Below are 20,501 nucleotides of genomic sequence, written 5' to 3'. Positions count from 1 at the left end.
ATGAGTCATGCCTTTGTTGAAGTGCAGCAAGCCGCGAAACGCTTCCCTGGCGCAGGTAAAGACACCGCACCATTAACCGTTTTTGAAAACATTAGTTTTCAGCTAACGAAAGGTGAGTTTGTTTGCATTATTGGCCATTCAGGCTGTGGCAAATCCACCATTATGAATGCACTCGCCGGACTGGATCAGTTCTCGGAAGGCTCCATGGTGATGGAGAACAAAGAGATCAGTGGCCCTGGTCTTGAGCGTGGTGTGGTGTTCCAAAACTACAGCCTGCTGCCGTGGTTAACCGCACTGGAAAATGTCCGCTTTGGGGTTCGTGCCCGCTGGAAAACGTGGAGCAACCACGAAGTCACCGCACATAGTATGAAGTACCTGGAGATGGTGGGTTTGAAAGAGGTGATTAATCGTAAACCCGCGCAACTCTCTGGCGGTATGCGCCAGCGGGTCAGCATTGCCCGCGCCTTCGCCACCAAACCAAAACTACTGCTGCTTGATGAGCCTTTTGGCGCACTGGATGCGCTGACGAGGGGGGTGATTCAGGATGAGCTGATCAAGATCTGGAGCCAGGATCAGCAAACCGTATTCATGATCACTCATGATGTCGACGAAGCGGTACTACTGGCCGATCGCATCTTCTTAATGACCAACGGCCCCCAGGCGCGTATCGCTGATGCGGTGGAAATCGACCTGCCCAGACCACGGCAACGGGCAGAGATCGTTAAGCACCCCCATTTTTATACCATTCGCAATTATCTGGTCGATTTTCTGGTGAACCGCTCAGGTGAGCTACGCACCCAGGAGTTCGACGGGCAAGGGCTTCGCTATCCAACACCAGTGAACCCAGTGCACCTGGCGGCAAGCGATGAGCCTGGAACCACTTTACCCCCGGCATCCCCTGCCACCAAACCACAAGAGAACCTAGTCAAGTTCACTCCCAAGGAGGTCCGTCATGGATAAACTTGAAATGCGCCACACTCTGCTGGCCGCGAAAGCACGTAAACAAATGAGCTGGGATGACATCGCCAGTGCTGTTGGCATGTCACCGGTTTGGGTAGCCTCAGTCTGCTATGGAATGAATAGCGCCAGCACCGAGATCGCCCATAAACTTTGCGATGTTCTGGAAGTGGAAAGCGATGTAGCTGAAGCCCTGATCACCTTCCCCACCAAAGCCTGGGATGAAGCGATTCCGCAAGACCCATTTGTATATCGCCTTTATGAAGTCGTGGGTGTCTATGGCGAAACCCTGAAGGATGTCGTCCAGGAGAGGTTTGGTGACGGCATTATGAGCGCCATTGATTTCACCATGGAGGTGGACAAAATCGAAGACCCCAAAGGCGACCGGGTATTGCTAACCCTGAATGGCAAGTTTCTGCCTTATAAATCCTGGTAGCGTTCCAAGGCTACAACACAGCGCTTCACGCCTCGGCCAATCGGCCGGGGCGTTACCGTCCCAGTAGGCATCAAAAAAGCCGCTTCTGGCGAGCCAAACAGTGTCAGCATTGCAAGATCAACCTCGGGGTAATGGCGATACACTGCTGGATCAATCAAGGCGGGGCCACGAGGCGTTGTCAAAACATTATCCGGCCACAAATCACCATGGATCAAACTGGCAAGAGTATCCGGCATCCATGTTTCCAACTGATCCGCCTGATGTTCAACTCGAGCCAGCAAGCCATGTTGGTAGCAGGCCTGACTCAGTGGACGCAGCCGTCTTTCACGCTGAAACACACGGCCATCTGCAACGGGGGCATTGGCTTGGGGGGGTACGTCCAGGGAAGTGAGCGAAGACAGCTGGAGGCAAGACCAGTCGTCGCCTTTCCGCTAACATAAGCGTCTCACATCGTTCATCATCAGGAGGCCCCAGCTATGTACAAGCTGGCATTTTTTGTTCCCGTTGAAGAGGCAGAAAACGTTAAAGAGGCTATCTTTGAAACGGGCGCGGGCAGGATTGGCAACTACGAAGCCTGCTGTTTTCAGACACACGGAACGGGCCAGTTCCGCCCGCTGAAAGGGGCAGCCCCACACATAGGTCAGGTGGATATGCTGGAAACGGTGGAAGAGATTAAGGTCGAACTGGTCTGTGAAGACACCCATATTCACGCGGCCATAGCGGCACTTAAACTCGCCCACCCCTACGAGGAGGTGGCCTACGACGTCTGGCAGCTTGCTGATCTTTAACCGCTTCACGCACTCCCCAAGTACCGCTCACGATCTTCAGGCGTAATCGTACTGATATGGAGAGGGTAATACGCGCATTTTCGATCTGCGTAATAGTGCTTCAATGTACGTTCGATGGTAGGGAATGCCAATATATCCCAAGGTATTTCATGCTCTTCGAATAAGGCGACTTCAAGGCTCTCAGGCCCTGCACTAAAGCCCCCCACCAGCTCTGCACGAAAAATCATATACACTTGATTAATATGCGGCAGGTCGATCAGGGTGTACAAATCGCCCAGCGTTACGTCAGCACACGCCTCCTCCCAGGTTTCCCGTGTCGCTGCCTGCCGGGTGGTTTCAGCATTTTCCATATAGCCTGCCGGCAACGTCCAATGCCCTTTACGCGGGGTAATGGCCCGTTTACACAGCAACACCTTTGACCCCATCACTGGCAGGGTACCTGCGACGATACGCGGGTTTTGATAATGGATAGTACCGCAGGCATCGCACAGGTAACGCGGGCGGTCGTCGCCTGCGGGAACGGCAAAACGGACTTTTTCACCACACTGACTACAAAAATTCATCGCGTTTTCTCTACGGCTGATGGGGTGGGGCTGCGAGATGCTTGACGTCAATAACCGCTGCTGGGTAAAAGAGAGCAAAGCAAATGGAACCTCTATGTTAGAGAAACTGCGCAAACAGCTGCAACAGCATACGCCTCAACAGCTAGACCACCTTGCCTTACCGGAAGCCGCCGTGCTGATGCCTATCGTCGAGCGCCCTGCACCTACATTGCTGTTTACACGACGAGCCAGCCACCTGAGTACACATAGTGGTCAGGTAGCCTTTCCAGGTGGCAAACGCGAACGCGGCGATACAGATCTATACGCTACAGCCCTCCGGGAAGCAGAAGAAGAGATTGCACTCACGCCCTCGCTGGTGCAACCCATTGGGCGCCTGTCTGACGTCATTTCGCTACACGGCATCCGAGTAGCACCGTGGGTCGGTATCATTCCGCCTGATCTACCGCTGGTTGCGGACCCTATGGAACTGGACGCTATCTTTGAAGTCCCATTAAGCCACTTTCTGGACGACAAGCGCACCCATACCGATGTGATTACCGTGGATGGCGTTGCCCACTATGTACCAAGTTACCATGTAGATGGCCACGTGATATGGGGACTCTCTGCCATGATGCTGGTAGAACTGCTGGCCGAAGGATTTGGTATGGCCATTGACCTCTACCAACGTCCGACCGGGGTATTACGCCACTATCCTGCAAGGCATAGCCCCACAACCAATAACATTGAACGCGATCGCCGTTCCAAGGCACAGCGTACGCCAGCCACGAGAAATACCAAATGATGAGTTCTTCTACTGCCTTAACGCCCCCAGCATTTGAGCCCAGTGCGCAGATTGACCTGGTGGATGCGCTGATTGAACAGGGCTGGTATGTAGGTCACAACGTTATTAACCAGGAACTCTGTTATGCGCTGCACCGTGAGCTGCATCATATGGCCGAACACGATGTACTGGATGAAGCTGGCATTGGCCGCGGCCAGCACCACCACCTGCGTAAAGATATTCGCGGAGATGCCATTCACTGGCTGGATAGGGAAAGTGACGCCCAGAGACGCTATTTAGATGCTATGGCGAACCTTCAGCAGGCACTTAATCAGGCGCTATTTCTCGGCCTGTTTGAGTATGAGGCCCACTTTGCTCATTACCCACCTGGTGCCTTCTACCAACGCCACCTGGACAGCTTTCGTGGTCGCGCCAACCGCGTCATCTCAACGGTGGGCTACTTGAACCCTCACTGGCCTAGCGACGGCGGCGGTGAAATGGTCATTTATCATCCTGACGACCCCAGCCGGGAAATAGCCCGCGTGGTACCGGAAGCTGGAACCTTTGCCTGTTTTTTATCGGAAACCATTCCCCATGAGGTACTCCCCACCCGCTGCCCCCGAGCCAGTATTGCGGGTTGGTTCCGGCGTAACGCGTCACTGGGTGGCGTTTTAGACCCAGCCCGATAACTGACACATGAATATCTTCGATAAAGCCGCCTTACAGGCAAGAATAACCGAGTTGGAATCACGCAATGCCGCACTGGAGGAAGAGAAACGCCACTACCAGTGGCTGGCAGAAAGCACGACCGACCTTATTTCCCGCCATGCCCGCGACGGCACCTTCCTGTACGCCTCTCAAGCCGCACGGGCTTTATTAGGCTATGAACCGGAAGAACTGATCGGTGTCTCGGCATACCAGCTCTTCCACCCGGCTGATTTAAACGACCTGCTCAATAAATCCCCGCAGGTGTACTATCACGATGGCTTTTACCAGCAAACTTACCGCTTTCGTGCCAAAGCGGGGCACTACGTCTGGTTCGAAACCACCAGCCGCACCCGACGAGACCCCGCCACTGGTGAGCTGCTTGATATTCTATGCGTTTCACGGGACGTAGGCCGGCGCATAGAGGCCGAAGCCACCCGTGAGCGGCTGGCTCAAGTCGTCGAGTCCACCACCGACTACGTGCTGTTTCTGGGGCCTGATCAACATATTTTTAGTGCCAATGAAGCTGCTCGCCGTTGTTTCTCGCTCCCTAAAGCAACCATGCAGATGGCGCTCGGAACCCTCTACCAGGGAGAGTCACTGACACTATTGCAGGAGGTTGTTTTTCCCGCGGTTGAACGTTACGGCTCATGGAGCGGAGAACTTGAGATGCGTGGTATTGATGGCAACGTTCCCGTTTTAAGTGTGGTGCTCAGCCATCGCAGCCGCGGCGCGGAACCTGGACACTTCGCCCTGCTCAATCGTGATATCAGCGTGAGAAAAGCATCAGAAGCCCAGGCACGCCGCCATCAGGAACAAATCGCCCATGCCAACCGCCTGGCCGCCGCAGGTGAGCTGGCATCGAACATTGCCCACGAGCTTAACCAACCCCTGGGCGCCATCGCCAACTATACTAGCGGTGCGCTCATCAAGTGCCAGCAGACCCCTGAATGCTCTGCCAGCGAACTTCGACTCCCTCTTGAGCGTATCGACCAACAGGTACAGCGCCTAGCTGAGCGCCTGCGCCATTTGCGTAGTTTCGTGCGCAAACGCAGCCATCGAGTCCGCCCGATGATGCTCGCCGATGTCGTCATTGCCGCCTGCCAGCTATGCGAGTGGCAATACCAACAGGCATCCATACTGCTTGTACAACGTACACCCTCTGAACTACCGCGCATTTATGCGGACCCTATTGCGCTTGAGCAGGTAATTGTTAATCTACTGCTGAATGCCCTATCAGCCAGCCGTGGTTGTCCAGACGCTCAGCAGGTAACAATCAGCGCGCAAAAAAGTGGACACCGCCAAGTCACGCTATGCGTAGAGGACCAAGGGCCTGGTATCGCTCAGGATCGGCAAAGCGCTATTTTTGATGCGTTTTATACCACCCGGGAAGAGGGGCTCGGCATGGGGTTGGCGATTAGTCGCTCGCTGATGGAAAGCATGGGGGGCGCACTTACCCTGCGCCCTATAAACACTCATGGCGGGGCGTGCTTTGACGTTACCCTTCGTGCCGAAACAACGCACCACCATGGCGCTCAGGCTTCCGCATCACCTTAACGCCACCCAGCACCAAGGAGATAGTCGTGCGCAGCAATGCCGAGTCACCATCGCCCGACACCATTGCCATTGTTGATGACGATCAGGCGCTACGGGAGTCGCTGGTATGGTTACTCGAATCAGTTGGCTTACCCACCTGCTCTTTTTGCGATGGTGAGCAGTTTCTGGCTGCCCAGCATGGAGGGTTTGGTGCGCTGTTGCTGGACGTACGAATGCCGGGCATGAGCGGCCTTCAGGTTCAGCAACAGCTGGTTGATCAACACTCTGCTTTGCCAGTCATTATGATGACCGGCCATGGCGATGTACCCATGGCAATCGCCGCGTTAAAAAACGGCGCTTTCGACTTTATCGAGAAACCATTTAATCACCAACAACTGATTGATGTGGTGCAACAGGCACTTGGCAGCGCTTTACAGCACCACCGCGTACAGCAGCAGCACGCGTTATTGAAAGAGCGCTATCAATTACTGCGGCCAAAAGAGCAACGCATTGTGGCGCATGTGGCAGAAGGTATGACCAGCAGGGAAATAGCTGAGCTTATGCAGATTAGCGGAAAAACAGTTGAGGTGTATCGGCTGCGGGCAATGAAAGCCATGGGGGCGGCGAACTTGGCGGAGTTAGTACGGCAGGCGGTGGCGCTGGAGCTGGTACCCGCACTCAGCACCACCGAATAATGACATGCCGTGTCTGCTATTCCGCTTAGCCAAGTGGGACAATCTGACCGGTGGCTTCTTCCAAAACCTCACGCACCTGCTCATAGTTAATGCTGCGCCCACTATCATTATCATGCTGTTCAATCAGCCCCACCACATCCAGCAGTGTTTCCATACCAAAGGCCTTCTCATCCGTGGCCGTAAATGCCTGTATATAAGCCTCACCATCGGAGTCCCAGCCTAGCTTGATTGGCGCATCAATGATATTTACCTGAGTGCCCACCGGCACACGCCAAAAGATCGATTCAATATCCTCTGAGTGCATCCGGATACAGCCCCGGCTGGCACGCATGCCGATACCATCTGGCTGGTTGGTGCCATGAATGAGATAACCGGGAATATCCAGCAAAATGGCAAATTGCCCAAGAGGGTTATCCGGGCCTGGCGGAACAACCGCTGGCGGCGGATCACCCCGTTCAGCGGCCTCCTGGCGTATAGAAGCAGGAGGATACCAGGCAGGACTTTCAAGCCGCATGGTGGTTTTGGTGATTCCCAGTGGCGTATTGTATGCATCACGCCCAATACCAATGGGATATGTCTCAACCCGGGGCGTTTCACCTTCACCTACGTCAGGGTAATAATAGAGACGCAGCTCTGCCACGTTAATCACAATGCCTGTACGTGGCTCATCGGGGAGAATGAACTGGCCGGGAATAACCACTTCAGTACCTTCACCTGGCATCCAAATACTGACATCTGGGTTTGCCAAACGGATTTCCTCGTAGCCCACATTATGTTCCCGGGCAATATCAAGCAATGTGTCGTCATCACTGGCAGTTACAGTGTATACCTGCCCTACCATGTTGCCACTTTCAGGCAGTATAAAATGACCTTTAGGTAGATCGCTGTCATTCGCCGTCGCAGTGGTCGCCAACAGCCAGGCACCTAGGGCAAAGCTCCTGATACATAGCTGTTTAATACGCTGAAAAGCCTGGTACCGCGTGATTATCGTCATGGGTTCTCCTTTTTTATGCGGCCTGAAGGCAGCGCCAACCGGACCATTTGAATAAGAATATGCCCACCGATACGGGATGGGTCAATTCGACAGACTGTCGCAGTAGTGTGCTATCACGCTGTGTTTCAAGTGCAGCGCCCCCTCGCTCACCAATACATTACGGACTTAGAGTATTCGCCTTATCATCCCATACACTTAATATGCCAGCATAAAAATTATTGTAATAATCATTGCAAAGTTGAGTGTAGCGTCTACCTTAATAAGTGTCTCAGCGCAGTGAAGCGCAGGACAGGGTCTACTATCTACCCCCGTAGTTTAGATCTATTTGTTATTAGATTGGCCTAAAGGCCACCAGGAGTAATAGTGAGCGATAGAAGCGTAATAGGGATATACGCTAAAGGGTTTTCCAGGAAGGAAAAGCAGGCCTTACACTAACTCGCTATTAATTTGTTTAGGCAGTGACGTAGGAACGTTATGCCTCAATGCAAGCGCAAGGAGCAAGAGCAATGAAAATGATCAAACCCGCATTTCTGGGAACATTAATGGTACCGGCTTTCATGTTTGCAGCTAGCGCAGTAAACGCTGAAGAGACCACCGTCATGGAAGCAACCTACCTGACCAGCACGCCTGAAAACACGTTCCACGCTGACTCCCTGACCGGCAACAACGTCAAAAGCACCGTGGAAGATGACGAGGATATCGGCACTATCTCTGATTTGGTGATTGACGAGGATGGCCAAATTCAAGCCGTCGTTATTGGTGTTGGCGGCTTCCTCGGTATGGGTGAAAAAGATATCGCTATTGAATGGGACTCTCTTGAGCTAACAAAAGATGACGATGGCGAAGATTACGTCATTCGCGTTAACGCTTCACAAGATGCACTTGAAGCGGCAGACGAGTATGAGCGCAACTGATTATTAACCATTAGTTCGCCTCTCTCATGGGCCCTGGCAACTGCCAGGGTCCTTTTCTTTTAATAAAAAAAGACGCTACATTTAAGTAGCGCCATAACCTATGTTAACAAATCAATATTTATATTATCCGTTAAGTTTGGCGGTCATTGTAATATCGGCATTCAGTACTTTAGAAACCGGGCAGTTTGCCTTTGCAGTTTCTGCAGCTTCCTTAAAAGCAGCTTCGTCTGCACCACTAACAGTAGCGGCAACATCCAGATGGATTTTGGAAATATCAAAACCTGAAGAACCTTGGGAAAGCGTCACACTGGCTTTTGTGTCAATGGTATCTGCGGTATACCCTTTTTCACCCAATATCATCGACAACGCCATGGAGAAACAGCTGGCATGAGCAGCACCAATCAACTCTTCTGGATTGGTGCCCTTTTCGTCTTCAAAGCGCTTTTTAAAGGAGTAGCTGGCATCCAGAACGCCACTTTCGGTGGAAACGGTGCCTTTACCATCCTTCAGCCCACCTTCCCAATGTGCACTAGCTTTACGATCCATGAAAAACTCCTTATTCAGTCATGTGCTTGATAAACGTAGCAGCACAGGAAATCAGTTCCTGTCAGCCACACACACAGCGTAGCTGATTTTCAGCAACGTGCCGCCGCCGCCCCAGGGATTGCTTCCATCTGTCCACTATGCACCGTAATCTAGTTCGCTCTCTAAGCGAATAGACGTTATTTCAAGTAAGGACACCTTATGTCATCAGCTGATGCGATACGCCTACTGCTACTCTCTTCCCTGTGGGGCTTATCGTTTATATTTATGCGCGTTGCCGCACCGGAGTTTGGTGCTGTACCGCTGGTACTGGTTCGCATGGGAATTGGAGCACTATTGCTGGTGCCGCTGCTGATGAGCCTGCACTACCTGCAGCTGATCTGGCGTCATAAGGGGCCATTAATGCTGCTGGGCATTATCAACCATGTTCTGCCCTTTTCATTACTAGCTCTTGCCACCACCCGGCTGGAAGCAGGCTTTACGTCGTTGCTCAATGCCACAACGCCCATCTTCACCGCATTGCTGGGAGCCGCCTTTTTTGCCACACCCGTGCAGCGCCAGCAGTACCTCGGATTAGCACTCGCCTTACTGGGGGTGTATGTGCTTTCTGCTAACCGTTTAGACTTTGCTATCGGTGGGGACGGCTGGTTTATTGTCGCGGTGCTGGGGGCCACATTCTGCTATGGTATTGCAGGCAACTATTCGAAAACCCGCCTTAGTCATCTACCCACCCGTGTACTGGCGGCTGGCAGCAGCGCAATGTCGGCGCTGGTTCTACTGATCCCCGGCCTGCTGCTTTGGCCAAGCGAGCCAGTCAGCATGTTGGCATGGGGAAATGCCCTTGCACTGGCAGTGCTCAGCACCACCCTTGCCTTCCTGCTCTATTTTGGCTTGCTGGCCAGCGCAGGCGCGACCGCTACTTCAACGGTCACGTTTTTGGTACCTGTCAGCGCTCTGCTTTGGGGCTACCTGCTACTGGACGAAACCCTGAGCCTTCAAGTGGTAGTGGGTATGATCATTACCCTACTAGGGACTGCCATTGCCACCAAACTGCTCAGAATTAAACGACGCGGGGTGTTGCCACCACCTCGCTCCCCATACGAATAGTGGCTCCATCACCCTGCGCCAGCGTTGCGTTTTGGCCAAAGTGAGCCCCCTTTAAATTGGGGAAAGTATTCAATGCCAACAGCGTTTTAAGCGGTTCTCCTGGCGCTGGTATCAGCGCGGTTTGCTGATCAATAGTGGTGATTTTGCAGCGTTGGCAAGGCTTACGTAATGCCAGTTGGAACTGCTGATCGCCAAGCATTGACCAGCTATTTTCAGCCCAGGCCTCATCGCACTCAATCACGATATTGGGACGAAAACGGTTCATTGGCACAGGAGATTGGCCGCCAGCGATAAGCGCTTGGTTTAAAGCCTGCAAAGAACCCGTGGTCGTGACCAGGAACGGATAGCCATCGGCGAAATAGGTATTCGCCTTATCACCGGCTAAAAAATCCGCTTCTACTGCGCGGGGAAAATCAGTAGCAAACCGTACCAAACTGATACCACGCGCCGGCTCGCCCAGGGCAGCTTCAAGCCAGTGGGTTACCTCCTCACTCTCGGGTAACGCCTTGCAGTGGTCATTCCACACCTTGACCAAGCGAAGGTTACCCTTTGGCTCTTTCAAAGAAATGGAAATGGAAGCTGCGTTGGGGTGTGTAAGCACTAACGCCTGCTCCGTTAACGCCACCTCTATAGTGGCAAGCGCAGGCAACTGGCGCTGGGTAACAAAACGTTGCTGGGCATCAACCAGCATCCAGCGGCGATCCCACGCCAAACCATGGGCATAAATATCACTCTGGGTAACACTGATGCCCTGCAACGATTTAACAGGGTAAATACACAACTGAGTTATCTTCAAGGCAACCTCACACGTCATTATTGCGCTACTTTAGCTATTTAGTGGGCCAGTCATCAGACGAGACGTAGGAGGGAGCCTAGAGCGTTTTACCCACTTCAATGCGGTATCCCAGATCCACCATCCGTTGGGTAAGCGGCTCTCCACGGATTCGTGCCAGCAATGATTCAGCCGCCACTTCACCAATCGCCTGACGAGGGGTCACCACACTGGCTAAACGCGGTGTCATCGCCTGCCCCACATCGTGACCATGAAACCCCGCAATCGCCATTTGCTGGGGTACTCTCACCTTGCGACGCAGACATTCAAAATAAGCACCTACCGCCACATCATCATTGGTACAGAAAACACCATCGGTCGCGGGGTAATCTCGCTGCACCTCCTGCATTAGCGCCGCCCCTACGCTATAGGAGGAGCGCTGGCTACTTTGCAAAGTAACAGGGGTCAAACCATGCGCCTCCATTGCCTGACGGTAACCTGTCTCACGCTGCAGTGTCCGCTCATCGAGACGCACCGCAAGATAAACCACGTTGCGCCGGCCACGGCGAATCATCTCCGTCACCATATCGTATGCGGCCTTCAGGTTATCATAGCCAACCGCCTGCTGAATCGGAGGACGATGGGTATCCATAATCTCAATAATCGGAATACCGGCGGTTTCCAGCATACGCAAACTGCGGGGGGTGTGATCACGGTCGGAGAGAATGACGCCATCCACATTATAGGAGAGTAAAGAAGCCAGGCTTCGCTCTTCAAGTTCGGGGCTATAACCGTAGTGGGAAAGCATTAAGTGATAGCCCGCAGGCTCAGTATAGGCCTCAATACCAACGATCACATCGGCAAACACCTGGTTGGTCAAAGAGGGAACCAGGACACCAATGGAGTGGCTGGTTGCCCGGGAAAGCAGTTCCGGCGCACGGTTAGGAATGTAGCCAATTTGTTCAGCGATGGAAAAGATGCGTTCGCGCAGACCTTTAGATACAGTCTCCGGGTCTCGTAAACAGCGGCTGACCGTCATTTTGGTTGCACCAACGCGATCAGCTATGTCCTGGAGGGTTGGACGTTTTTTCTTCGATGGCGTCACTGCCTTTTCCTATAGATATGCAGAGGCCCTTACCATAACGAATAATCCCCCCCTTCGCCTATCCCAGACTTTAGCTTAGGGCTTGGTGAACAGACGGCGCTAAAGTAGCCGTAAAGTTGTGAATGATGTCTTGGGGAGGTAGTGCGATAGAGACAGTCACTGCCTCATCGCTGCCGGGTGGTTCCAGGTCGGCGAGCTGGCTTGCCAGCATACTGTCACCTTTAAAGAAGTGGCCCTCCCGGGATTCCAGCCGCTCCTTTAACAGCGCCCGTGTTCCCTCAAGGTAAAGGATACGAAGTGCCGGGTCCCCCTCTCTCAAGAGATCCCGATAACGTCGTTTCAATGCAGAACAGGCGATGATAACCGTCGTGTTTTTTTGTTTATACTCTGCAAAGAGTCCCGCCAGCGTACCTAGCCAGCCCCGCCGGTCATCATCATTAAGCGGCGTGCCACTGGCCATTTTGGCAACATTTTCAGGGGGGTGATAATCATCGCCATCAATAAACCTAGCACCCAGCGCCGATGCTAAGTGCTCGCCTATCAAGGACTTACCGCACCCCGATGCACCCATAACCAAAATACGATAAGAAGTGGGGTTCATTGGCTTATCTCTCCCGACGTGCAGCCTATGTTGCAAAAAAACACGATACTATAGTGTATATGAAGCCCAATATGCAGCGAATTACGCCTTGGAAGCATATGCGCGAAAACGGCATTGTTACCGGTAACAATGCCAGCAGAGGCTAACGACCTCAACGCAAGGTGTCAAAACAAAACTATCTATTTGAGACCAACGTCTAGGGATAGCTGCCCGATCTGGAAAAAGGCACCACACCAACTCGCAAGGGCAAAGCACATATTGTCTGCCCTTTCTCCAGCACTACCTCTGGCTATTATTGATGTCACGCTAACGCAGGTTTAATCGTCCAGCGCCCAAGCCACCGCTTTACTCGCATGTAGCGCTGTGGTGTCGTAAAGCGGTACCGCGGTATGTTGCTGATTCACCAGTAGGGCTATTTCAGTACACCCCAGAATAACGGCCTGGGCGCCCTGCTGCTGCAGTGATGCGATAATATCCACATAGCGCTGCCGTGATGATTCACGAATATTGCCCAGGCACAGCTCGTCGAAGATGATGCGATGTACTTCCGCACGTTCTGCGGCTTCGGGAATCAGCACATCAATGCCAAACTGCTCTAGCAAACGTGCCTTGTAGAAATCCTGCTCCATGGTGAACCGAGTACCTAACAACCCTACCCTCTTAATGCCATCCTGCCGACACTGTTCCCCCGTTGCATCAGCAATATGGAGTAGCGGAATCCCAATGACAGCCTCAATAGCTGGTGCCACTTTATGCATGGTATTGGTCGCAAGAAGCAGGCATCCTGCTCCCGCGCCTTCAATGCGTATGGCCGCATCAGCTAATAACCCGCCAGCGGTTTCCCAGTCGCCCTGCTGCTGCAGTGCTTCTATCTCGGCAAAATCGACGCTAATCATCACAATGGATGCCGAATGAAAACCACCTAGCGCCTGTTGGACACCTTCATTGAGCGCCTGGTAATAGCTTTGTGTCGACTCCCAGCTCATCCCGCCCAGCACACCAATAACGCGCATCGCTCACTCCAGGTTCACAAAACCATTTATTAACGGGCTAACAATCTATTACCCTTGTACCAGCAACAAGCACCCCAATAACATCTGGCTAGCGGTGTACTCAAGCAAGGGCCACCGCACCGCCTTTTTTTCAACTTTTTTGAAGATGAGAATGCAATGAGCGACAACACCTATACTCCACCATGCGTATGGAAATGGGAACCAGGCAATGGTGGTAAATTCGCCAACATTAACCGCCCCATTGCGGGTTCCACCCATAACAAAACCTTACCCGTAGGTAAGCATCCATTTCAGCTTTACTCGTTGGCGACACCCAATGGTGTCAAAGTGACGGTTATGCTGGAGGAGTTGCTGGAGAAAGGCATGGAGGGGGCCGAGTACGATGCGCACTTGATCAAAATTAATGAAGGCGACCAGTTCGGCAGCGGTTTTGTTGGGGTAAATCCCAACTCTAAAATACCGGCACTCATGGATCACAGCACTAATCCTCCTCAACGTGTGTTCGAGTCGGGGGCCATCCTGCTCTATCTAGCCGAAAAGTTTTCTGCTTTTATCCCCACCGACTCCGCCAGCCGCACAGAGTGCCTCTCCTGGCTATTCTGGCAAATGGGCAGTGCGCCGTTACTAGGCGGCGGCTTTGGACATTTTTACGCCTATGCGCCGGAAAAATACCAATATCCTATTGATCGCTACACCATGGAAGTCAAACGCCAGCTTGATGTGCTGGATCGTCATCTGGCAGAAAATCGCTTTATGGCAGGCGATGAATACAGCATTGCGGATATGGCGATTCACCCCTGGTACGGAGCGTTGGTGAAAAACCGCGTTTACGAAGCTGCTGAGTTTTTAGACGCCCACACCTATGGGAACGTTTTACGCTGGACCGAGGAGATCGACGAGCGCCCAGCCGTCAAACGGGGCCGTATGGTAAACCGCACATGGGGCGATGAAAGCGAGCAGCTTCCCGAACGCCATGATGCCAGTGACTTCCGCAATAAACCCTAGCATTCTGGCCACCTACGTTAGGCCGTCAATGTGCCCACACCAAAGTGGGCCAGGCTCATCATTACCGCAATATCAATCGTGTGTTTACCAGAGGCAGTTCATGTTCGACCCAAAATACGCCCAGCTGATATTCTCCTCCCTGATGGCACTGTTTATGTCGTGCATTATGTCACTGGCCATAACGCTCTATAATGTCGGTTTTGTGGATGATATTTTAGGGATGTGGTTAAAAGCGTGGCTGTTCGCCTTCGTGGTAGCGTTGCCGGTGATTAATCTGGTGTCGCCGGTAGTTCACCGCTTGGTTAGGTTGCTGGTCAAGCGGCCACGCCTCTAAAAACGTCTGGAGAGTGTGATAGCGCCAAACTTATCCTGCTCATCCTGACCATCAAACTCACGTGTACGCTGTACAGCGGCGTAGGTTACCTGCCACTTATCCCAGGCGATAGCAAGGCCTGCCGACATATCTCCCACCCACTCTTTGCGATCAACCGAGTGGCTATTGGAGAACGTATTACCATCCAGGGTCAGGTTTTGCGCCATAAAATAACCATCTACATTGGCAAATACATACCACTGCCAACCACGGGTACCGGTCATTAAATGACGACTACCAGGATTAGGTGTCAGCGTGGGAATACCATCGGCATCATCTCCCCAGCGAACGCTATATCCTGCGCTTGCATAGGTATACAGGTTGCCCAGTGCCGCCCCTAGGCTTGGGCCATGGGAAAACTGCTTCCCCGCCAACGGTAGGTCATGCCACCACTGGCGACGCAGTGTTAAGTTGACCAGGGGCTCATCACCCAACTGGTTACCCCAACCACGGGGACGATCACTCTCCGTTACTCTATGTACCTCCCGCTGAATACTGTCCGCAAGCGATGAAGGCCCAACCAAACCGATATCCACATGCAGATCGGTCGCCTGCGTCCACGGGCCGACGGGTACGTCTTCATAAAGCGACATACCGCCATAAACCAGCCCTGCATAGGGGCGATCCTCTTCAATTAAACGACGCCGTTCAATGTTATCCGGGGTGTAAATCTGATGCACCACCCGAAAAGCCACGCTATCCGCCTGGTTAATCAAACCATCTGGTAGCGCTATGGCAAACCGCTGCATCCAGCTTTCATCACGTGGCTCAAAAGCCCAGTTGAGTTCAAAACCACTGGTAAAATGGCCGTCATCGCGGCTGGCTAGTCCATCATTCTCCAGTTTTAGGGTCACTGAGCTGTCGCTTGCGACGGCTAGTAGGGGTATACAGCAAAACGCAGTAACCGCAAAAAGCTTGTGCCATCGCAAAGAGGGGTTTTCTTTCATGGCTCATTCCTTGAGGTTAAGAGGACAGGGGAAGTAATGTTCAAACAAACATTGTTGATTGTATGTAATTGTGCAAAAAAATAGCAAGCACACTTACTTGAAAAATTCCCCTTCATCTGCCATCAAGTGCAGATAGACAGCCATGCTACAAGCGGATATCCACGCTACCCTGATGAGTGGAATTCACTCAAAATGGCAGGCTACCTCTCCCGCAGTAACCACTGCGGGGTAATTTCATGCTGGCCATTTTCATCAGTGATGAAGAGCGAACCGTCGCTGACCATCACCGCCCAGTTAATTGCCCGCGGTAGATCTGCTGCAATAGTGGTCAGGGCTTCCTGAGGCAGCCCTGCCACATGAACATTTTTAAGTGACGCCACACCTGGGAGCACTTTGTTTTCCCATAGGTCTACCCGCCCATATGCCAGTAGCGATACACGCTCAGCCCGGCGAGAGCACCATGTCAGCCGCTCTACACCCGGCAACCCCACTTCCACCCAGTGCAGTACACGACCGTCCAGGCTTTTTTCCCACAATGCAGGCTCGTCTACATCGGAAAGCCCACGCCCAAAGGATAGTGCTTCGCTGTACCACAGTATGTAAGCAATCAGCCGCGCGCACATCCGCTCTTCTGTTTCTGAGGGATGACGTGCCACCGTAAAGCGCAGCGTTTCAAAGACGTTGCGATCCAGGTCGGTGAGATTGATATCAACTTTATAGGGGGTAGCACTCAACGCCATGGGGTCATCCATCTAAAATTTGCGTCATTGTAGCGGATTTACGGGCACCCAGGGTGACAGGGCCTTAAACAGCGCGGTAATCCTTTAACAGGGTCGCATTTTTTAATGTTTCTCGCTCATGCATGGGTTCACGCCAGGTTTCTGCCAGTGCTGACTGGTACCACTCCTGCATGGCAGGCAGCGTCAGCAGCCGTTGCACATAAGCCTGCGATTCTTCACCTAATGGCAGGTTAAACGTCTGCACGCGAAAAGCCACTGGCGCGAAGAATGCATCAACGGCGGTAAACTGCTCGCCTGCCAGGAAAGGCCCTCCAAATTTCTTTAACCCCTCTCCCCACAGTGCATCCAAACGCGTCAGGTTGCTCTTCAACCCCGTAGAAAGCGTCTTCAGCTCAACACGAATACCACAGTTCATTGAGCACTCATCACGCAATACGCCAAAACCACTATGCATCTCTGCACTGGCTGAACGCGCCCAGGCACGGGTCGTTTTATCCAACGGCCACACCTGGGGATACTGCTCAGCAAGGTACTCGATGATTGCCAGAGATTCCCAGACGGCCAGTTCACCATCCACCAGGCAGGGAACCAGGCCCGAGGGGGAAAAACGGCTAAAGGTGGCATAGCTTTCCCCCGCGCCGCCTTCAAATGGCATTAACCGTTCGTTGAAGGGCAAGCCCAGAACCTTCATCAGCACCCAGGGACGTAATGACCAGGAAGAGTAATTTTTATTGGCAATATAAAGTTCCTGCATACGAATTTCCTTTTGGTAGGAAGAGAAAGACCATTTCGCCATAGTGTAGTCGAAAGGGTTGTTATTTTTTATCTGTCTCCCACTCGCTTTCTTAAACCAAGGTAGTGTGTGTATCGCTCATCTTCACATAGTAGGATGTTACCGATAACATTCACGCCCACCAACAACGACTCACACCTCACTCACCTTGGAGCACTCACATGGATGGATGGACGCAAACGATGTCAGCAGGCTCTCTGCTGAGCATTGCCGCAGCAGCCGTCTTGCTACTTCTGGTATTGATTATCAAATTCAAGGTGCATGCATTTCTTGCATTGATCCTTGTTAGTTTGCTGACCGCTTTTGCTACTAATATCCCTTTTCAAGCCATTGTTCCTACCCTGGTCAACAGTTTTGGCGGAACCTTGGGGGCCGTTGCCCTGCTCGTTGGCCTGGGTGCCATGTTGGGTAAGCTCGTTGAGCATTCCGGTGGCGCCAAGGTACTGGCTGACAAGATGATTGAGCTGTTTGGCGAGAAGCGGGCCCCCTTTGCGCTGGGTATCGCCTCCTTGCTGATGGGTTTCCCGATCTTCTTTGATGCGGGCTTGATCGTTATGCTACCGATCATCTTTGCCGTGGCTCGGCGGCTCGGTGGCCCCATTCTGCTTTATGCCATGCCGGCTGCTGCAGCGTTCTCCGTAATGCATGTGTTCCTGCCGCCGCACCCCGGTCCGGTAACCGCCTCGGAGCTATATGAAGCCAACCTCGGTTTACTGTTGCTGACAGGCGTCATTATTGCTTTTCCGATGTGGTGGGTCTCCGGTTATATGTGGGGTAAGTTTGTTGCCAAGCGCTATCCCTTCCCACTGGGCAAGGCGCTATTCGGTGAAGTAAAAGAAGAAGAAATCGTTAACCCACCTTCTGTTGGTACGGTCATCTTTATGCTGACCCTGCCGTTGATCCTGATTTTCATGAACACTGGCCTCGACTTCATGCGCTCTGTGGGCGTTGTGGATAGCGAGCAGGGCTGGTTTCAGCTCTTAACAGCACTGGGCAGTACCCCTATTGCTCTTCTTATTTCCACATTCGTTGCCATGTTAGTGCTGGGCCAGCGCCGTGGGGTGGAAGGCAGTGCACTCGAAAAAGTCCTGGACTCTTCTCTGGCTCCCATCTGTTCAGTCGTCCTGATCACTGGGGCTGGGGGCATGTTCGGGGGAGTGTTACGGGCATCCGGCATTGGGGACGCGCTCTCTGGCTCACTCAGCGACCTGGGGCTACCCATTATTGTGGCCGCTTACGTCATTGCCGTGATTATGCGTCTGGCCCAGGGCTCCGCCACCGTCGCACTGGTAACGGCAGCAGGCCTTATGGCACCCGCCGTCATCGGAGGTGATTTCAGCGCCATGCAAGTCGTCGCCATTACATTGGCCACTGCGGCGGGCTCTGTATTTGCCGGGCATGTCAACGACTCCGGCTTCTGGCTGGTTGGCCGTCTATTAGGCATGGACGTGAAAACGACTCTCAAAACCTGGACGGTTCAACAGGCACTTGAATCCGTCATCGGCTTCGTTTTTGCATGCATCATCTTCATGATGTTTTAGGTAGGCAGGCGCCCATTTCATGAGCAACAGGCGGGGTGTGGTACCCCGCTCTGTCAGGCATCGCCTGTTAGCGTACAGCCTGCGATAAGGTGTTACCTCCCAACCCCATCAGTACCCCACCACCCATACGCTGGATAAGTGAAGAAGAGCCACCGCTTTTTTGTAGCCATTTTCTCAGCGGGCTGGCCAGTAGCACTACCATCACATCGGCAGAAGAGAACAGGACATTAGTGGCGATACCTAGCCATAATAGCTGCCATGCAACGGGCATTGAGCTTTCAGGTTGTACAAACTGGGGCAGAAACGCCACAAAGAATAGCGCGGTTTTCGGGTTGAGCAACTCCACCAGAAAACTATCACGCAGCACCCTTTTGGTCGTTGCCAGTGGCACATCATCACCGTGGCCGCGAATACCCTGCTTCCATAAGCGCAGTCCTATCCACAGCAGGTAAAGCCCACCAACGACTTTCATGGCAATGTATGCAGGTGGAACAGTTGCAAACAAAAGAGCCAGACCCAGCGCGGCAGCAACCACATGAACGTAACACCCCATATGCACGCCAATCACCGCTAACCATCCTGCCCGTCGGCCGCGGCCCAAGGTTTGCGCAGCGGTATACAGCATTGCTGGCCCTGGCAGATAAGCAAAACCAAGTGCGGCGATTAAAAAAGCGGCCCATTGCATAATGGCGGTTCCAGAAAATCGGTGATGGATATTTGAGAATAAAACAGGGGTAGCGCAAGCGCCACCCCCTACATAAGCAAAATGTGAATGAGTGGAAGTTTAGAAATTAGGTTTGCGCTTCTCGACAAAGGCGCTCATGCCCTCTTTTTGCTCCTGACCTGCGAAGCAAAATGCAAACAGGCTGGTCTCAAGCGCCAGGGCGCTGTCAAGATCCTGATCCATCCCATCATGAACGGCTTGCTTGGCACCACGCACCGAGTGTGGCCCATTACCTCTCAGTTGCCTGGTCAACTCTGCCACATAATTCTCAAGTTCAACCTGTGGCATTACCTGGTTAACCAACCCGATACGTAGCGCTTCCTGAGCATCGATTTTCCGCCCGGTGGTTACCAGGTCAATCGCCATGGCAGGGCCTACACGACGAGGTAAGCGTTGCGTGCCACCGAAACCGGGAATAACTCCCAGCAGCACTTCAGGCTGGCCGAAAATGGCATTATCACTGGCTACCGCCCAGTCGCAGGCCAGTGCCAGTTCGCAGCCGCCGCCAAGGCAAAACCCGTTCACCAGCGCGACCACCGGCACGGGTAGTGTCTCCAGACGTTTAATCGTGCGCAGCGCCTGACTGGCGAAGGCACGCGCCTCTTCCGGCGTTTTATCGCGCATTTCCGTGATATCGGCACCCGCCACAAAGGATTTTTCCCCTGCACCGGTAATTAACACAGCACGTAAACCTGGGTACGCTTCCAGCTCCACCAAATGCGCGTCTAATGCGGCGAGTACTTCGCTATTCAGTGCATTCAATGCTTTGGGGCGATTAATCGTCAGGCGCACGACGCCATCGTTATCAACCTTTTCAATCACTGCATCGCTCATCTTGGCTCCTTGATTGTTATCGCGCGTTAAAGTGACCACCCATCAACCCTAGCGA

Annotated in this window: 24 protein-coding genes and 1 pseudogene; 12 read left to right on the top strand and 13 right to left on the bottom strand. The window is 52.9% G+C overall.

All coding sequences use genetic code 11. The features are described from left to right. Both HP566_RS04240 and cynS read left to right on the top strand, forming a co-directional pair. Positions 1-960 (top strand): ABC transporter ATP-binding protein, encoded by a 960-nt coding sequence (locus HP566_RS04240; protein ID WP_249976015.1) that lies wholly within the window; start codon positions 1-3, stop codon positions 958-960. Next, positions 953-1,393: a cyanase gene (cynS, locus tag HP566_RS04235; RefSeq protein ID WP_249976014.1), complete on the top strand. Its 441-nt coding sequence runs from the start codon at positions 953-955 to the stop codon at positions 1,391-1,393. The genes HP566_RS04240 and cynS overlap by 8 nt, the downstream gene beginning before the upstream one ends. An 18-nt stretch (positions 1,394-1,411) precedes the next feature. Here the strand turns inward: cynS and HP566_RS04230 are convergent. Beyond that, a pseudogene (locus tag HP566_RS04230) lies at positions 1,412-1,764 on the bottom strand (fructosamine kinase family protein); the annotation flags it as partial. 105 nt (positions 1,765-1,869) lie between these two features. Here HP566_RS04230 and HP566_RS04225 point away from each other — a divergent pair. Beyond that, positions 1,870-2,181, top strand: a complete 312-nt coding sequence (locus HP566_RS04225; protein WP_249976013.1) for an NGG1p interacting factor NIF3 — start codon at positions 1,870-1,872, stop codon at positions 2,179-2,181. A gap of 5 nt (positions 2,182-2,186) precedes the next feature. Here HP566_RS04225 and HP566_RS04220 read toward each other — a convergent pair whose 3' ends face one another. After that, positions 2,187-2,744, bottom strand: a complete 558-nt coding sequence (locus tag HP566_RS04220; protein WP_249976012.1) for an NUDIX hydrolase — start codon at positions 2,742-2,744, stop codon at positions 2,187-2,189. Between the two features lie 94 nt (positions 2,745-2,838). Here HP566_RS04220 and HP566_RS04215 point away from each other — a divergent pair, with 94 nt between their 5' ends. The 4 genes from HP566_RS04215 to HP566_RS21705 are packed head-to-tail and all read left to right on the top strand — an operon-like array spanning position 2,839 to position 6,440. Next, positions 2,839-3,525, top strand: coding sequence for a CoA pyrophosphatase (locus HP566_RS04215; protein ID WP_249976011.1), 687 nt, complete (start codon positions 2,839-2,841; stop codon positions 3,523-3,525). Continuing rightward, positions 3,525-4,193 (top strand): 2OG-Fe(II) oxygenase, encoded by a 669-nt coding sequence (locus HP566_RS04210; protein WP_249976048.1) that lies wholly within the window; start codon positions 3,525-3,527, stop codon positions 4,191-4,193. The genes HP566_RS04215 and HP566_RS04210 overlap by 1 nt, the downstream gene beginning before the upstream one ends. A 7-nt stretch (positions 4,194-4,200) precedes the next feature. Next, a complete protein-coding gene (locus HP566_RS04205) occupies positions 4,201-5,766 on the top strand; it encodes a PAS domain-containing sensor histidine kinase (RefSeq protein WP_249976010.1) in 1,566 nt (521 codons plus the stop codon). Positions 5,767-5,792: 26 nt separating this feature from the next. Beyond that, on the top strand, positions 5,793-6,440 hold the full coding sequence (locus tag HP566_RS21705) for a response regulator transcription factor (protein WP_249976009.1): 648 nt from the start codon (positions 5,793-5,795) through the stop codon (positions 6,438-6,440). 25 nt (positions 6,441-6,465) lie between these two features. Here the strand turns inward: HP566_RS21705 and HP566_RS04195 are convergent, their stop codons facing one another. Then, positions 6,466-7,434, bottom strand: coding sequence for a L,D-transpeptidase family protein (locus HP566_RS04195; protein WP_249976008.1), 969 nt, complete (start codon positions 7,432-7,434; stop codon positions 6,466-6,468). 506 nt (positions 7,435-7,940) lie between these two features. Here HP566_RS04195 and HP566_RS04190 point away from each other — a divergent pair. Beyond that, positions 7,941-8,348 carry a PRC-barrel domain-containing protein gene (locus tag HP566_RS04190; protein ID WP_249976007.1) on the top strand — a complete coding sequence of 136 codons (408 nt, stop codon included), beginning with the start codon at positions 7,941-7,943 and terminating at the stop codon, positions 8,346-8,348. A 123-nt stretch (positions 8,349-8,471) separates the two neighbouring features. On the opposite strand, the gene HP566_RS04185 is transcribed toward HP566_RS04190, so the two are convergent. Further along, on the bottom strand, positions 8,472-8,894 hold the full coding sequence (locus tag HP566_RS04185) for an OsmC family protein (RefSeq protein ID WP_249976006.1): 423 nt from the start codon (positions 8,892-8,894) through the stop codon (positions 8,472-8,474). Positions 8,895-9,092: 198 nt separating this feature from the next. Here HP566_RS04185 and HP566_RS04180 point away from each other — a divergent pair, with 198 nt between their 5' ends. Further along, positions 9,093-9,998, top strand: a complete 906-nt coding sequence (locus HP566_RS04180) for a DMT family transporter (protein ID WP_249976005.1) — start codon at positions 9,093-9,095, stop codon at positions 9,996-9,998. Here the strand turns inward: HP566_RS04180 and HP566_RS04175 are convergent. From HP566_RS04175 to HP566_RS04160, 4 genes are all read right to left on the bottom strand, one after another. Then, positions 9,952-10,794 (bottom strand): MOSC domain-containing protein, encoded by an 843-nt coding sequence (locus HP566_RS04175; protein WP_249976004.1) that lies wholly within the window; start codon positions 10,792-10,794, stop codon positions 9,952-9,954. The genes HP566_RS04180 and HP566_RS04175 overlap by 47 nt on opposite strands. 76 nt (positions 10,795-10,870) lie before the next feature. Further along, entirely contained in the window at positions 10,871-11,875 is a 1,005-nt protein-coding gene (gntR, locus tag HP566_RS04170) for a gluconate operon transcriptional repressor GntR (protein WP_340163062.1), read from the bottom strand. 70 nt (positions 11,876-11,945) lie between these two features. Continuing rightward, positions 11,946-12,476: a gluconokinase gene (locus HP566_RS04165; protein WP_249976003.1), complete on the bottom strand. Its 531-nt coding sequence runs from the start codon at positions 12,474-12,476 to the stop codon at positions 11,946-11,948. A 317-nt stretch (positions 12,477-12,793) separates the two neighbouring features. Next, positions 12,794-13,489 (bottom strand): aspartate/glutamate racemase family protein, encoded by a 696-nt coding sequence (locus HP566_RS04160; protein WP_249976002.1) that lies wholly within the window; start codon positions 13,487-13,489, stop codon positions 12,794-12,796. 156 nt (positions 13,490-13,645) lie between these two features. Between HP566_RS04160 and yghU the strand changes: the two genes are divergently transcribed. Together yghU and HP566_RS04150 are read left to right on the top strand one after the other, a co-directional pair. Next, positions 13,646-14,494 carry a glutathione-dependent disulfide-bond oxidoreductase gene (gene yghU, locus HP566_RS04155; RefSeq protein WP_249976001.1) on the top strand — a complete coding sequence of 283 codons (849 nt, stop codon included), beginning with the start codon at positions 13,646-13,648 and terminating at the stop codon, positions 14,492-14,494. Positions 14,495-14,594: 100 nt separating this feature from the next. Next, positions 14,595-14,828, top strand: coding sequence for a DUF2798 domain-containing protein (locus HP566_RS04150; protein WP_249976000.1), 234 nt, complete (start codon positions 14,595-14,597; stop codon positions 14,826-14,828). Here the strand turns inward: HP566_RS04150 and HP566_RS04145 are convergent. The 3 genes from HP566_RS04145 to HP566_RS04135 all read right to left on the bottom strand — a co-directional run bounded on the left by HP566_RS04145 (position 14,825) and on the right by HP566_RS04135 (position 17,308). Next, positions 14,825-15,814, bottom strand: a complete 990-nt coding sequence (locus tag HP566_RS04145) for a lipid A deacylase LpxR family protein (RefSeq protein ID WP_249975999.1) — start codon at positions 15,812-15,814, stop codon at positions 14,825-14,827. The genes HP566_RS04150 and HP566_RS04145 overlap by 4 nt on opposite strands. 200 nt (positions 15,815-16,014) lie before the next feature. Continuing rightward, on the bottom strand, positions 16,015-16,554 hold the full coding sequence (locus tag HP566_RS04140) for a YaeQ family protein (protein ID WP_249975998.1): 540 nt from the start codon (positions 16,552-16,554) through the stop codon (positions 16,015-16,017). Between the two features lie 64 nt (positions 16,555-16,618). Beyond that, entirely contained in the window at positions 16,619-17,308 is a 690-nt protein-coding gene (locus tag HP566_RS04135; RefSeq protein ID WP_249975997.1) for a glutathione S-transferase family protein, read from the bottom strand. 200 nt (positions 17,309-17,508) lie between these two features. Between HP566_RS04135 and HP566_RS04130 the strand changes: the two genes are divergently transcribed. Then, positions 17,509-18,888, top strand: coding sequence for a GntP family permease (locus HP566_RS04130; RefSeq protein ID WP_249975996.1), 1,380 nt, complete (start codon positions 17,509-17,511; stop codon positions 18,886-18,888). A 67-nt stretch (positions 18,889-18,955) separates the two neighbouring features. On the opposite strand, the gene HP566_RS04125 is transcribed toward HP566_RS04130, so the two are convergent. Both HP566_RS04125 and HP566_RS04120 read right to left on the bottom strand, forming a co-directional pair. Next, a complete protein-coding gene (locus HP566_RS04125; protein ID WP_249975995.1) occupies positions 18,956-19,573 on the bottom strand; it encodes a LysE family translocator in 618 nt (205 codons plus the stop codon). Between the two features lie 99 nt (positions 19,574-19,672). Beyond that, positions 19,673-20,446: an enoyl-CoA hydratase-related protein gene (locus tag HP566_RS04120; RefSeq protein WP_249975994.1), complete on the bottom strand. Its 774-nt coding sequence runs from the start codon at positions 20,444-20,446 to the stop codon at positions 19,673-19,675. Positions 20,447-20,501: the final 55 nt, after the last annotated feature.

The organism is Vreelandella olivaria (assembly GCF_023507745.1).
Taxonomy (GTDB): domain Bacteria; phylum Pseudomonadota; class Gammaproteobacteria; order Pseudomonadales; family Halomonadaceae; genus Vreelandella; species Vreelandella olivaria_A.
The sequence above is the reverse complement of the archived record's forward strand: the minus strand, read 5'-3'. Positions and strand labels throughout refer to the sequence as shown.

Excerpts from the sequence above, each read along its gene's own strand:
- HP566_RS04240 (WP_249976015.1), top strand. The coding sequence starts at position 1 with ATGAGTCATGCCTTTGTTGAAGTGCAGCAAGCCGCGAAACGCTTCCCT.
- cynS (WP_249976014.1), top strand. The coding sequence starts at position 953 with ATGGATAAACTTGAAATGCGCCACACTCTGCTGGCCGCGAAAGCACGT.
- HP566_RS04225 (WP_249976013.1), top strand. The coding sequence starts at position 1,870 with ATGTACAAGCTGGCATTTTTTGTTCCCGTTGAAGAGGCAGAAAACGTT.
- HP566_RS04220 (WP_249976012.1), bottom strand. The coding sequence starts at position 2,744 with ATGAATTTTTGTAGTCAGTGTGGTGAAAAAGTCCGTTTTGCCGTTCCC.
- HP566_RS04215 (WP_249976011.1), top strand. The coding sequence starts at position 2,839 with ATGTTAGAGAAACTGCGCAAACAGCTGCAACAGCATACGCCTCAACAG.
- HP566_RS04210 (WP_249976048.1), top strand. The coding sequence starts at position 3,525 with ATGAGTTCTTCTACTGCCTTAACGCCCCCAGCATTTGAGCCCAGTGCG.
- HP566_RS04205 (WP_249976010.1), top strand. The coding sequence starts at position 4,201 with ATGAATATCTTCGATAAAGCCGCCTTACAGGCAAGAATAACCGAGTTG.
- HP566_RS04195 (WP_249976008.1), bottom strand. The coding sequence starts at position 7,434 with ATGACGATAATCACGCGGTACCAGGCTTTTCAGCGTATTAAACAGCTA.
- HP566_RS04190 (WP_249976007.1), top strand. The coding sequence starts at position 7,941 with ATGAAAATGATCAAACCCGCATTTCTGGGAACATTAATGGTACCGGCT.
- HP566_RS04185 (WP_249976006.1), bottom strand. The coding sequence starts at position 8,894 with ATGGATCGTAAAGCTAGTGCACATTGGGAAGGTGGGCTGAAGGATGGT.
- HP566_RS04180 (WP_249976005.1), top strand. The coding sequence starts at position 9,093 with ATGTCATCAGCTGATGCGATACGCCTACTGCTACTCTCTTCCCTGTGG.
- HP566_RS04165 (WP_249976003.1), bottom strand. The coding sequence starts at position 12,476 with ATGAACCCCACTTCTTATCGTATTTTGGTTATGGGTGCATCGGGGTGC.
- HP566_RS04160 (WP_249976002.1), bottom strand. The coding sequence starts at position 13,489 with ATGCGCGTTATTGGTGTGCTGGGCGGGATGAGCTGGGAGTCGACACAA.
- yghU (WP_249976001.1), top strand. The coding sequence starts at position 13,646 with ATGAGCGACAACACCTATACTCCACCATGCGTATGGAAATGGGAACCA.
- HP566_RS04150 (WP_249976000.1), top strand. The coding sequence starts at position 14,595 with ATGTTCGACCCAAAATACGCCCAGCTGATATTCTCCTCCCTGATGGCA.
- HP566_RS04145 (WP_249975999.1), bottom strand. The coding sequence starts at position 15,814 with ATGAAAGAAAACCCCTCTTTGCGATGGCACAAGCTTTTTGCGGTTACT.
- HP566_RS04140 (WP_249975998.1), bottom strand. The coding sequence starts at position 16,554 with ATGGCGTTGAGTGCTACCCCCTATAAAGTTGATATCAATCTCACCGAC.
- HP566_RS04135 (WP_249975997.1), bottom strand. The coding sequence starts at position 17,308 with ATGCAGGAACTTTATATTGCCAATAAAAATTACTCTTCCTGGTCATTA.
- HP566_RS04130 (WP_249975996.1), top strand. The coding sequence starts at position 17,509 with ATGGATGGATGGACGCAAACGATGTCAGCAGGCTCTCTGCTGAGCATT.
- HP566_RS04125 (WP_249975995.1), bottom strand. The coding sequence starts at position 19,573 with ATGCAATGGGCCGCTTTTTTAATCGCCGCACTTGGTTTTGCTTATCTG.
- HP566_RS04120 (WP_249975994.1), bottom strand. The coding sequence starts at position 20,446 with ATGAGCGATGCAGTGATTGAAAAGGTTGATAACGATGGCGTCGTGCGC.